The organism is Streptococcus orisasini (assembly GCF_001431045.1).
Lineage (GTDB): Bacteria > Bacillota > Bacilli > Lactobacillales > Streptococcaceae > Streptococcus > Streptococcus orisasini.
On record NZ_BCLE01000005.1, the window covers coordinates 80958 to 93320 of the forward strand.

The following is a 12363-nucleotide window of genomic DNA, read 5'->3' on the forward strand; positions in this document are numbered from 1 at the left end:
CTACTCCTTAATTGCTTGGGTTCCAAAAACATCAAAATAGTGATCCAATACTTTTTCCATACCTGCATCTGCTGCCTTCTTCAAGTCAATATAATTTTGAGGCTTGGCCTCTTTAACAGCCTGATAAGCACCAACTAAGAAATCTGTATAGATATTGATTTTTGTAATACCTTCCCGAGCACAGCGGCCTAAATTTTCATCACCTGACGAGGATCCTCCGTGCAATACTAGCGGAACTGATGTAAGGCTTGCAATTTCATGCAGACGCTCAAAATTAATCTTTGGTTCTCCCTTGTAAACACCGTGTGCTGTTCCGATTGAAATAGCTAAAGAATCAACATTCGTTGCTTCTACAAAGGCAACCACTTTACTTGCTTCTGTATAAACAGAATCTGTCACTTGATCAGACTCAGAAACATCATTAGCTCCAACATGGCCTAGTTCTGCTTCAACGACAACATTGCGATTATGAGCATAGTCTACAACTTTTTGTGTAATAGCAATGTTGTCATCAAATGATTTTTGCGAAGCATCAATCATAACTGATGAAAAGCCCAAATCAATAGCCCTTTTAATAAAATCAAAATCTTCGCCATGGTCCAGATGTAAAACAATTGGCACCGATACCGATTCGGCGTAAAATTTGCCTATAGCAGCAGCCTCATCCAATGATAAAATGGAACTATGGGACTGAGCAAAAGCTAATAAAATCGGAAGCCCACGTTTCTCAGCAGTTTTTACAAAAACTCTTGCAGAATTAGAATCAATAAAATTAGCATGAGGAATGGCATAATGATTATTCTTAGCAACTTCAAACAGGTATTTAGAATCTGTAATCATATCTACTCCTTTCAACTAGAGTGGGACAGACAGCCATAACTTTTGCTAGTCCCCCACAAAACGCTGTAACCAATAAGATCAAGCAATACAATCGCAATTCACAGAAATTGTTTCTATAGTCCTAGCCTCCTTTCTTGACAATGATTTCTTATAAATTAATACATACCGATACTGAAAACCCAGCCAATAATAACAGCCAGCGCTCCTGTAACAACACGGCTGTAAAGTATAGCTGGCACACCAACTTGCACAGTTTCGGGTTTAGCTTCCCCAAGCGACAGTCCAACAGGAATAAAATCACAGCCTGCCTGCGCATTGATCGCAAAAAGTGCTGGCAAGGCATAAGTTACCGGAATGGTTCCTTTGGCAATCTGTGTTCCTATCAGAACGCCAATAACTTGAGCAATGACTGCTCCAGGGCCGATAACAGGTGATATAAAAGGAATACTGCAGATAAAAGCAATAACCACAAAACCGATAATAGAACCTGACAGCGGCTCAAGTAAATGTGCAATAACATTTCCAATACCAGTATAATTAATAATCCCAATAATCATGCTCATAAAAGCCATGAAGGGAATGATATTTTTTATCAGCATATCTACCGTATCACGGCCTGCCTGATAAAAGACTCCCATAACATTTCCGATACCGCGAGAAAATTTGACTAGTAAGCTATCTTTAGCATCTTGATTAGCCTTATGCTCAGCTTTGACTTGAGCATATTTTTCTTTAAAAGCTTCATCATCCATAAGATCTTGATTTGAATTTTCGTCGCTAGCAGCTGCAGCATCAGCCGCTGGAGAATCAGCTAAGGCAACACATTCTGGTTTAACTCCTGAAACAAAGTTCTCTTCATTAATATGTTTGGAAAGTGGCCCAGAAGGCGACGACGGTAAAACATCAAGCGTTAAAATGCCCTTCATTGGATAGACTCCAATACGAGCTGTCCCGCCACAATCAATAACTGCCGCAGCTATTTCATCATCTGGAATAGCATTTTTAAAACCATCGACGGCTTTTGCCCCTGTTAATTCCGCTACCTTTTGAGCTACGGGGTGAATGCCTCCGCCAGTAACAGAAACAATCTTATTTTGCTGAGCGGTTGGCCGAATAAACAGACCCTGTCCCCAGCCATTGTCGCCTTTGTTTACAAAAACTGTTTTGTATTCTTTTGTCATATGTCATCCTCTTTCCTATCAATCTTGTTTCCTTATAATCCTTAGCTAGCACGCTGCACCAAGAATCTCGTAATTCTTTCTGTAACAAGGCCGCGAATAAAGATAACAACAATACCAGCTAGAAAATAGCGGACTGCAAGACCTCCTTGAGAATGCCCCGCTTCAACAACACCATTGGCAATTCCCAAGAATACAAACAGTTCGCCTGCATTTGCATATGGAAACAAACCTGTGACTGGATGAATCATACTTACTGTTGCATCGTAAAAAGCAGGTTTTTCTTCTTCTTTTAAAAATTGTCCAAAGGTATAGGCCATTGGATTAGTTAATATGAGACAAGCCAATAAAGGCATTACAGTATAGCGTAAAACGGTAAATTTAGCACAGGAGCGGATGAATTTATCAACACGTTCCCGGCCAATTAAGGCAATTAAAGCATTAGTAAAGGTTAAAAGAGCAACTAAAAGAGGGACAATTCCTGTCATATAACTAACAAATTGTTTTCCTCCTGCTTGGAACATCCCGATAAAATGTTCACCAAACCATTCAATATAGTTCATATAAATTCCTTTCTTTCGCTACCACTTCTGGTAAGCGCTTGCATCCTTATTTAAAGAAGGGAGTGGGACTCCATCATGATTTCACAGAAATCGGTGTTGTCTCCACTCTCTAATTTTTAGGTTCTGATCTTAAGGGTTATGTTAAACCACCTAAGCCTCGTATCTTGCCTTTTGAATGATATGATTAAAAGAAATCTAAGTCTACTTTTGTGCTGACCCTGATTGAAGATTATTGTAAAATCTTTTGAGCAGTTGTATCCGTTGTAACAAGAATGTCAATTAATTGATTTTCCAGAGAGACCTTAATAGCTTTTGCTTTATCATTTCCATAGGCAACCGCCACTACTGTAGGAATCTTTTTAATCTGGTTCAAATCAAGCCCCATAACTCTTTGATTAATATCATAGCCAAGCTCTTCACCATGGCTGTCAAAAAAGTGTGAATTGATATCTCCAATGACCCCTAATTCCTTTAGTCTTGCAATATCACTAGAATTGATATAGCCTGTCTGAGCCATTGTATTCTGATTATTTACCCCAGCAATACCCACCAAAGCAATATCTACATCCTTGGCTTCTTCTAAAACACCAGAAATCGTCAAATCCTGTTCTAATTCTTTTTTCAAGGTATAGGTTGATACCATGGCTGGCACATAAAGATAATGTGCTTTTGCCCGTATTTTTTTTGCCAATTCATGAACTAATTGATTGGAATGTAAGTAAAAATACTCATTTCCCATACCGCCAACCAAAGGATAGATATGAATGTCCGGATAATTTAAATAGGGAAAATAATCAATGACACTTTTCAATGAGGCTCCCCAAGAGATACCGATTTTGTTGACAGCATCAGCTCTCTTGATATAAGACTCAAGATAGTTGGCTGCAGTTCTCCCAACTTTTCGTTTAATTTCGGTATCGCTCAAACTTTCTGTGTCTACAACGATAACATCTTTTAAACCAAATTTTAATTCTAAGGCACGTTCAAGTTTTACAGTGTAAACTGACTGGCTGTTGATAAAAATTTCAACAATTTTAGCTTCTCTGGCATCGATTAGTATTTTTGAAATAAGCGAACGCGAAACACCCAGTTTTCTAGCGATTTCAGCCTGAGTCATTCCCTCATCGTAATACATAATCGCAACTTTAACATAGTCTTTTTCTGAATACTGGTCCATGATCATCCCTGATTTCTAATAGATATATGTCATATTATAACATACCAGATTTTAATCATTGATAATCTTTAACCTATCCCCAACTTGCAATTTTGGAAAAATAACTGGCTCTGCTATGACAGCTCCGGGCAAGATATCATTTTCACCATTTCTAAAGTAAACAGAAACATGTCCTAGCTCTCGAAAGTTTTTATTGGCAGCATCGCCAACCTTAGTAATCGTATATTCCTGAGCACCAAGCTGAAGTTTAGTCCCAACCTTAAGTACATTATCTTCCTTGGCTTGATAGTCATGCACCACACAAATTGCTCTTAATTCCGGTGGAGCCATTTGGCCAAAGAGGACAATAAGCATTTCTTCTTCAAAGGCAGGTACCATTTCACCTATTTCAACAACTTTAAATACTTCCATCAGACACTCCAATTAATTATTTTTTACTACTAAAGATTCAATAGCCTCTTGTATAGCCTTATGATTTTCGCCCTTAACACTGTCAATTAAATGCTCATTTAATTTCTCGCCTATAATTTTGTCAAACGATGTAAATTTAGAAAAAATGGTTAAGCCCTTTAAATAATAGGCCTCAACAATTTTCTTTTCCTCATTAATAACTAGTATAACAATAGTTGAAGCAATAAGTGATTTTACAACTTCAGAAACCAAACGATAATGATTGGTTCCTTGGTAATTGGCGACCAGCCTTTTGACAAAACGTTGATAATACTGGATTTGATATACACTCAGTATAAGCTGAAATAAAATAATAACTGTTAAAGCAATTGCTAAATTGGCCATTTTTCTTTCCTTAGTTTATCAGTCTAACCAGAAGAAACTTGTTAGCATTTCCTTCTGATAGCAGAATCTCACATTATTAATCAGTGCAAAACGTTTTTACAAGAAGCTCTAAGCAAATGTCTCATCTTGCAACTTACGTAATTTATAAACAGTTGTCGTTTCATCCAGTTCAATATCATCGTAGGTCAGGAAGGTACCATCTTTAATATCTCTTTTAGCCACTGAGTTTCCACCAACAAGACCAATTGGTACATTGTCATTTTTCTTCATATCTTCATGAGTCTCAACGACACCCCGTACACAGAAGCCGCCAATGCCATCAATTTTTTCACCAGCCTTGATATCGCGTTTAGCAACTGCAACGGTTTCAGCAATTGGAGCTCCTAAAGGAACGATGGCATAATCATGTTCCAAGACAGCCCGTGCAATGGTTAACGGGGTTTCTAAGCTGCACAGATGGTAAGGACGATAAATGATGTGATGATCACGATCACCAACTTTCAAAAGATAATTCATCTCATGCTTAACGCCTTCATTTTGACCTTCGACAATCACAAATACACCAGGCGCGATACCATCCACATATTCAACAACACCAAACTTATCGAGGACACCACCGTTTTCTTTGAGGTCAAGATTTTCAACAGTCCCTTTTAAGTCTGCAGAAATTCCGTGCATGCCAGGAACATCGGGTACAAAACCGATGGCATTAGCCAGCAGATTCATTTCTGCCATTGTTTTCGTGCCATCTTGGAAGGCTGCCAGCATGTGGCTGTTCATTTGTTTTGAAGCCGCTTCCTCAGCAGCAGTATCTGGATTCGCAGAAACTTTCAGAGCATTGTTCTTACCCTTACCGGCAACGAGAACTTTCATGCCCATGCTTTTAGCAAATTCAAACAATTGGGCAGTGGCAGCTGGCTCGTCGCCATCTGAACCTGTATAAACCAGACCTGCAGCATCATATAATTTTTTCATCAAAGGGCCAATGGTAATATCAATTTCAACATTCAATAGCACAAGGTGCTTTTTAGCAATCAAGGTTTCAAGAGCAATCTTGGCACCTGCTTCTGGAACACCTGTTGCATCAACAATGACTTCGACACTGTCAGAATGAACAATTTCTCTAAAGTCTGTACTAGTCAAAATATCAACTTTTTGCTTGGAACTCTGATTGAAGGCCTGAGCAGCACGATCAGCATTGCTAAGATTAATGTCACTGATGCCAGCGACCACCATGCCTGGAATGGTTGAAATCTGTGAAATCATTCCATAGCCCATTTGACCAGCTCCAATAACACCTACTCTAATAGGATTTGTTTGGGCTTCTCGTTCCAAAAGTTTACTGTATAGCGTCATAATAGACCTCCTTTTTTTGTCATATGACATTTTATTTGTCATTTGCTACAAGCAAAGTGTAACCCTTTTCATGTCATTTGTCAATAACTTTGTCAAATGTAATATAAATGTAATTTTATTAAAAAAAGCCTAAGGCAGACCGCATGATAGTTACTTAATCATGTGATTCTACCTTAGACTTCCAGCATTATTTATAATGATATTAGAAAAGCCAAGACATTAGCCTTGGTTTTTCAGGTTTATGATTAGAGACGTTTGTTCAACTCAGCACCAAGATCCTCAAAGCCTGGTTTACCAAGAAGGGCAAACATGTTTTTCTTGTAGGCTTCAACACCTGGCTGATCAAACGGATTAACACCATTGAGATAACCAGACAGTGCAATAGCAAGCTCAAAGAAATAGATTGTGTAACCAAGTGTGAATTCATCTTGTTCAGGAATGGTCAGATAAGTATTTGGCACACCACCATCTGTGTGAGCAAGAAGAACACCATCAGTTGCTTTTTTATTGACAAAGTCAACATCCTTGCCTTGAAGGTAGCCAAGACCATCAAGATCTTCTGCTGCTTCTGGCACAAGAATATTTTTGCGCGGTTTATCAACGCGGATAACTGTTTCAAAGAGATTACGGTAACCTTCTTGGATAAATTGTCCAAGCGAGTGAAGGTCTGTTGAAAAGTTAGCTGATGTTGGGTAAATCCCTTTTTGATCCTTACCTTCTGATTCACCGGCTAATTGTTTCCACCATTCTGAGAAGTACTGCAGCGATGGTTCATAATTAGCAAGCACCTCTGTCACATAGCCTTTTCTGTAAAGGATATTACGGATAACAGCATATTGATAAGCTTCGTTTTCCGCAATCTTATCTGAAGAATAGTCCTTGCGGGCAGCATTGGCACCTTCCATCAATTTGGTAATGTCCGCACCGCTTGCCGCAATTGGAAGAAGCCCAACTGGTGTCAAAACAGTGAAACGTCCGCCCACACTGTCAGGAACAACGAAAGTTTCCCAGCCATTAGCATCAGCTTCAACTTTAACAGCACCTTTTGCTTTGTCAGTAGTTGCGTAAATCCGTTTATTGGCTTCTTCTTGACCGTATTTTTTAATCAAGAGATCCTTGAAGACACGAAAAGCAATCGCTGGTTCAGTTGTTGTTCCTGATTTAGAAATGACATTGACTGAGAAATCTTTATCAGCCACATAATCTACCAAATCAGCAAGGTAATTTGAAGAAATGGAATTTCCGGCATAAAGAATTTGCGGTGCTTTGCGCTCTTCTGCCTTTTGCAGATTAACAAATGAATTGTTTAAGAAATCAATAGCTGCGCGAGCACCAAGATAAGAGCCGCCGATACCAATAACCACAAGCACATCACTGTCAGCTTGGATTTTTGCAGCCGCTTTTTGAATACGGGCAAATTCTTCTTTGTCATAGTCTTCTGGCAGATTGAGCCAGCCAGTCATTTCTGCACCTGGTCCAGTGCCATTGCGAAGAGCCGTATCCGCAGCTGTCACTTGCATTTGCAGATAATCCAATTCATGAGGGGCTACAAATTGGTCCAAAACTTTGGAATAATCAAATGTAATATGTGTCATGTTTAATACTCCCTTAAAATTTCAGGTTCCATATTATCATACTCTTTTGTAAGGGTTTTTTCAATCCTTTTGAGTAGAATTTCACAAAAAAGAGACAACTATTTATTTTTCTGAAAATACCCTGAAAATTGCTGTTATTTTACGAAAGCGACTTGATAATTTCCACCCTTGTAATGATACCATTTTTCATACTGTCAACCCGTAAAGCGACATCATTCAAATAAACAGCTGCCCCAATGGTAACATGTTTTTCCTCTGCTTCTAAATGGCGCACAACAAAGTCTCTTAATAACTCTCCTTTTTGACCCTTCAGATTGACACGCGCTATAACATTAGCGATCTTGACCTTTTGACTGCCGCGAACAATAATATTATTCGAATCATCAAAACTTGTGAAAAGGTATTTTCGTGTGGCAAATAAGGCAGAAATCGCCAAAATACTCCACAAAGAATCAAGGCTGGTACTTTGATCTACAACCACATGTCTGGCAATGGCAAAGAGCAAAACTTCAATGATGGTAGCAGAAGTATGCTTACTAAGCATTTTAATCAACTCAACACCAATGGCAATGCTCATGGCCTGATCAAGAAAATTCTGAAGATAGGACTCAATTGAGGCATCAGAACTAAATATTTTCATCATATCCATAGCCAAAAATCCAGTCGATACAATCAGTACAGCTACCAGGATTAAGGAAATCAGAATCTCAACATAAAATGACATCTCATAAAAGCTGACCTGTAAAAACTTTCGCATAAAACCTCCTTTAATTAAGATACAAAGGGCGTTAAGAAAGCAAGAAGAAAATAGGAGCCTAACGCCATGCGCTTTGCGCATAAGGCAGGCTATCTTTTTCTCGACGCTTTTAGCCCGTGTTCGATTACATAAGATACAAAGGCGTAAGCGACACAAAGCAAAATAGGAAAGCTGACGAAGATGCTCAGCATCTAGGAAGTCTTTATCTTTTTGCACAGTGTCGTAGCCGTGTTCAATTGCTAAGATACGGCAGAGGGTTGTTATCTAAGTGCTTTGCACTTGATAACAAACGCCAATCACCATTGTGACTTGGCTACCTCTCCCACTAACTTCGTTTGGTTAGTAAAATCGACTAACCAAACGAAGTGTCGCAAAGGGCGTCAGCGAGCAAAGTCAAAATAGGAGGTTTGACCAAGAGTCAAAGGACTCTAGGAGAAGCTATCTTTTTGACACAGCTCGCAGCTCGTGTTCAGTTAGTAAGATACGGCAGAGGATTGTTATCTAAGTGCTTTGCACTTGATAACAAACGCCAATCACCATCGTGACTTGGCTACCTCTCCCGCTAACGTCGTTTGGTTAGTAAGATCGACTAACCAAACGAAGTGTCGCAAAGGGCGTTAAGAAAGCGAGAAGAAAATAGGAGCCTAACGCCATGCGCTTTGCGCATAAGGCAGGCTATCTTTTTCTCGACGCTTTTAGCCCGTGTCCGATTACATAAGATACTAAGCCGTTAAGCGACTCAAAGAAATTTAGGGAGCCTGACGAAGAATCCCTAAAGATTCTAGGAAGGCGAGTCTAACTTCACAGAGTCGTAGGCGTGTTCAATTAAACGCTTTCTTAAAAAGAAAACTTTATTCTATTATAACTGATATCGGGCGGAAAAGATAGGATTTCAAAACAAAAGAAAAGTGCTAAATCATTCAGCACTTGAGATTTAACAGCTTGTTAACAGTTAGTCTTTTTATCTACACAATGGTATAGCCGTAATCTAAGACAAGATTATGGCCTCTAATTGACTTGCTCTGATCACTTAACAAAAATTGGATGGAATGACTAACATCTTCTAAATCTACAAATCTTTGATAAGGAATTCGAGCTTGTAAACGATGTCCAAAATATGAGTTTAAGAAGCCACTATTAGCATCCGTTTTGACATAAGAGGGCGATATGGTATTGACTCTAATATCTTTATCCTCTACCAAGGAATAATCTGCAGATAAATTTTTAGCCAAATGAATTAAGGCGCTTTTAGAAGGCCCATGATCTACTCGCATGCTGTTAGCAATGACTCCCTCTTGTGAAGCAATAAAAACGACTGCAGCTTTTTCTGATAAATAATCGTAAACAGCTTTCATTGAAAATAGGGCTGCCTTGACATTGACATTAAATGTTGCATCCCAATCTTTAGATGTCACACTAAAAACATTGTTCATATAATTAATGCCTGACGCAAAGACAACCTTGGAAAAGCTTAAATTAAGCTTTTTCAAAAAGGATTTAATTTTTTCAAATGAGTCATTTTCTCGAAAATCAATGGATAAATAATGTTCCAAACTCTCAGATGTTTCAGGATAATCAATTCCAACAACAACCTCATATTGGTCACCGTATCGTTCTAAAAAATCTTTACAAACATAACTTTCTGAGCCAATTAATAATAAATTTTTATTCGCCATTAAATACTAAATACTCCTTCAATCATGTCATAACTTTCAAAGCTTATTATTATATTAATAATCAAACTCTACTCTTTAAAAAGTTCTTTCAAACAATTCATGAAACTAACTATATTTTACTAGAATCTCTATCTTACCAAAATGAATTATCGTTTATTAATAATTACTTATTTGCAATATTAATCTAAAAAGTTAAAACAAAAACTTCTTCTACATAATTCATTAAGTGTTTTCCTCATTAATGCATAAAGACGGAATGTTGATAGATTTTATTCAAACGTTAGAATAACAAGAAAAATTGATTGCTACGAAATCACAATTTTTATGCCTAATCTTAAGGAACACAACATTTTATGAGTGATTACCTAGCAATCATGTATGTCCTTACTAAATAAAAATAAGTTTTTAAGTCTGAACAGCCTTTTTCAAGTTTTTAACCTTATCCACTCTTTCCCAAGGCAAATCAATATCCGTTCGCCCAACATGTCCGTAAGCTGCTGTTTGGCGGTAAATTGGCCGCTTGAGATCCAGCATTTTAATAATCCCTGCTGGACGCAAGTCAAAAATCTGACGCACAGCTTCTTCCAGCCGGCTTTCAGCTACCTCTCCAGTTCCAAAAGTATCCACACGAACAGAAACAGGCTGAGCTACACCAATAGCATAAGCCAACTGTACTTCTGCCTTCTTGGCAAGACCCGCAGCCACAATATTTTTAGCGATGTAGCGCGCTGCATAAGAAGCCGAACGGTCAACTTTCGTAGCATCCTTGCCGGAAAAAGCTCCACCACCATGACGGGCATAGCCGCCATAAGTATCCACGATAATCTTACGCCCTGTTAAACCAGAATCTCCTTGCGGTCCGCCGATCACAAAACGGCCTGTCGGATTGATGAGATACTTGGTTTTATCATCAAGATATTCAGCGGGGATAACAGCCTTAATAACCTTGTCAATGACATCTCTGTGAATGTCTTCGTTGGCTGCTTCTGGATCATGCTGCGTAGAGATAACAACAGTGTCCACACGGACAGGTTTGTTATTTTCATCATACTCAACCGTCACCTGACTCTTGGCATCTGGCCGCAGATAAGCAATCTCTCCTGATTTTCTCAGCTCTGCCAATTTTCTAACCAAGCGATGCGCCAACGAAATCGGCAAGGGCATAAGTTCCGGTGTCTCATCAACAGCGAAACCAAACATAAGCCCTTGGTCACCAGCACCAATCAAATCAAGTGCGTCTTGCTCATCATGACCGCGTACCTCAAGCGCTTCATTGACTCCCTGAGCAATATCCGGAGACTGCTCTACTAATGACGGATGCACCCCAACTGTTTCAGCTGAAAAACCATAATCGGTATCTGTATAACCAATCTCAGCAATGGTATCACGTACTATACGATTAATGTCCACATAGGCTTTGGTAGAAATTTCACCAAAAACATGGACAGAACCCGTATAAACAACCGTTTCAGCGGCAACATGGGCATCGGGATCCTGTGCTAAGATAGCATCTAAAATAGCGTCTGAAATCTGATCGGCAATCTTATCGGGATGCCCCTCAGATACCGATTCAGACGTGAAAAGTTTACGTTCTGACATAAAATGTCCCCCTTTTTAAGAATTTCTAATCAGTCAACTTCTTAAGCTCAAAGAAATAGATTAACAATCTGAAATATAATTAATTTTTTTCATATCTTATATCATCAAACCAGTTCATATAATTTTTTTATCGTTTGACTCATATAATCACTAACTTCTTGAAATTTATTAAAAATATAAAAGTGTTTACCATCATATTTTACATAATCACAATTTCCCAAAGTAAGTTCTTCCCAATCGTAGAATCCTCTATCTAACAATGGATCTAGCTCTCCACCTAGAACAGAAATATTAACTTTAATTTTTTCTCTATCCATTAGTGGCTCATATTTCTCCATTATTGTATAATCAGACCGTAGTATCGGCAAAAATAATTTTCTCAATTTTTTAACTTCAAAAATTTTTTTAGTCGCTTCATGATTTTTTATAATATACTCAATAAACTCATCATCATCTAAGTTAATAACACTTAATTCTTGTTTAGTAAAAGGTGAACGATTGCCTGAGAAGAATATGTGAATTGGAAGAGGAGCTTGTTCTTCAAGAATACGATAGTATAATTCATATGTTAACCAACTTCCCATACTATGACCAAATAGGATATAGGGTCCCTCATGAATAATTTCTTTTACTTGTTCATATATATCATCCACAGCCTCATCAAAAGAATAATATAATTGTTCATGAACTCTTTTTCCTCTTCCAGATAATTCAACAAAGTGAAAATTAAATAGCTCTTCATTATATTTTTTAAACTTATAATATGTTGAGGCCATTCCTCCTGCATGAGGAATTACAATAACATTTATTTTCATTAAATTTCCCTC

Annotated in this window: 12 protein-coding genes; all 12 read right to left on the reverse strand. The window is 38.2% G+C overall.

Features of this window, described 5'->3' with window-relative positions:
- Positions 1–840, reverse strand: coding sequence for a class II fructose-bisphosphate aldolase (locus tag SCSH_RS01010; RefSeq protein ID WP_057490044.1), 840 nt, complete (start codon positions 838–840; stop codon positions 1–3).
- A 155-nt stretch (positions 841–995) separates the two neighbouring features.
- Positions 996–2021, reverse strand: a complete 1026-nt coding sequence (gene srlE / locus SCSH_RS01015) for a PTS glucitol/sorbitol transporter subunit IIB (protein WP_057490045.1) — start codon at positions 2019–2021, stop codon at positions 996–998.
- 41 nt (positions 2022–2062) lie between these two features.
- Positions 2063–2581, reverse strand: coding sequence for a PTS glucitol/sorbitol transporter subunit IIC (gene srlA, locus SCSH_RS01020; protein ID WP_057490046.1), 519 nt, complete (start codon positions 2579–2581; stop codon positions 2063–2065).
- Between the two features lie 229 nt (positions 2582–2810).
- The gene (locus tag SCSH_RS01025) at positions 2811–3758 is read right to left on the reverse strand and encodes a sugar-binding transcriptional regulator (RefSeq protein WP_057490069.1); all 948 of its coding nucleotides are present in this window, start codon (positions 3756–3758) and stop codon (positions 2811–2813) included.
- A 51-nt stretch (positions 3759–3809) separates the two neighbouring features.
- Positions 3810–4169: a PTS glucitol/sorbitol transporter subunit IIA gene (locus SCSH_RS01030; RefSeq protein ID WP_057490047.1), complete on the reverse strand. Its 360-nt coding sequence runs from the start codon at positions 4167–4169 to the stop codon at positions 3810–3812.
- A gap of 12 nt (positions 4170–4181) precedes the next feature.
- Positions 4182–4553 (reverse strand): transcriptional regulator GutM, encoded by a 372-nt coding sequence (locus SCSH_RS01035; protein WP_057490048.1) that lies wholly within the window; start codon positions 4551–4553, stop codon positions 4182–4184.
- A 108-nt stretch (positions 4554–4661) separates the two neighbouring features.
- Complete coding sequence (locus SCSH_RS01040) at positions 4662–5909, reverse strand: NAD(P)H-dependent oxidoreductase (RefSeq protein ID WP_057490049.1); 1248 nt, start codon at positions 5907–5909, stop codon at positions 4662–4664.
- Between the two features lie 245 nt (positions 5910–6154).
- Positions 6155–7504 carry a glucose-6-phosphate isomerase gene (locus SCSH_RS01045; RefSeq protein ID WP_057490050.1) on the reverse strand — a complete coding sequence of 450 codons (1350 nt, stop codon included), beginning with the start codon at positions 7502–7504 and terminating at the stop codon, positions 6155–6157.
- A gap of 139 nt (positions 7505–7643) precedes the next feature.
- Positions 7644–8261 (reverse strand): phosphate-starvation-inducible PsiE family protein, encoded by a 618-nt coding sequence (locus tag SCSH_RS01050; RefSeq protein WP_057490051.1) that lies wholly within the window; start codon positions 8259–8261, stop codon positions 7644–7646.
- A 965-nt stretch (positions 8262–9226) separates the two neighbouring features.
- Positions 9227–9937, reverse strand: coding sequence for an SDR family oxidoreductase (locus tag SCSH_RS01055; RefSeq protein ID WP_057490052.1), 711 nt, complete (start codon positions 9935–9937; stop codon positions 9227–9229).
- Positions 9938–10342: 405 nt separating this feature from the next.
- Positions 10343–11536: a methionine adenosyltransferase gene (metK, locus tag SCSH_RS01060; protein ID WP_057490053.1), complete on the reverse strand. Its 1194-nt coding sequence runs from the start codon at positions 11534–11536 to the stop codon at positions 10343–10345.
- 104 nt (positions 11537–11640) lie between these two features.
- Complete coding sequence (locus tag SCSH_RS01065) at positions 11641–12351, reverse strand: thioesterase II family protein (RefSeq protein WP_057490054.1); 711 nt, start codon at positions 12349–12351, stop codon at positions 11641–11643.
- Positions 12352–12363: the final 12 nt, after the last annotated feature.

Coding starts and splice junctions, on each gene's coding strand:
- SCSH_RS01010 (WP_057490044.1), bottom strand. CDS start 840: ATGATTACAGATTCTAAATACCTGTTTGAAGTTGCTAAGAATAATCAT.
- srlE (WP_057490045.1), bottom strand. CDS start 2,021: ATGACAAAAGAATACAAAACAGTTTTTGTAAACAAAGGCGACAATGGC.
- srlA (WP_057490046.1), bottom strand. CDS start 2,581: ATGAACTATATTGAATGGTTTGGTGAACATTTTATCGGGATGTTCCAA.
- SCSH_RS01025 (WP_057490069.1), bottom strand. CDS start 3,758: ATGGACCAGTATTCAGAAAAAGACTATGTTAAAGTTGCGATTATGTAT.
- SCSH_RS01030 (WP_057490047.1), bottom strand. CDS start 4,169: ATGGAAGTATTTAAAGTTGTTGAAATAGGTGAAATGGTACCTGCCTTT.
- SCSH_RS01035 (WP_057490048.1), bottom strand. CDS start 4,553: ATGGCCAATTTAGCAATTGCTTTAACAGTTATTATTTTATTTCAGCTT.
- SCSH_RS01040 (WP_057490049.1), bottom strand. CDS start 5,909: ATGACGCTATACAGTAAACTTTTGGAACGAGAAGCCCAAACAAATCCT.
- SCSH_RS01045 (WP_057490050.1), bottom strand. CDS start 7,504: ATGACACATATTACATTTGATTATTCCAAAGTTTTGGACCAATTTGTA.
- SCSH_RS01050 (WP_057490051.1), bottom strand. CDS start 8,261: ATGCGAAAGTTTTTACAGGTCAGCTTTTATGAGATGTCATTTTATGTT.
- SCSH_RS01055 (WP_057490052.1), bottom strand. CDS start 9,937: ATGGCGAATAAAAATTTATTATTAATTGGCTCAGAAAGTTATGTTTGT.
- metK (WP_057490053.1), bottom strand. CDS start 11,536: ATGTCAGAACGTAAACTTTTCACGTCTGAATCGGTATCTGAGGGGCAT.
- SCSH_RS01065 (WP_057490054.1), bottom strand. CDS start 12,351: ATGAAAATAAATGTTATTGTAATTCCTCATGCAGGAGGAATGGCCTCA.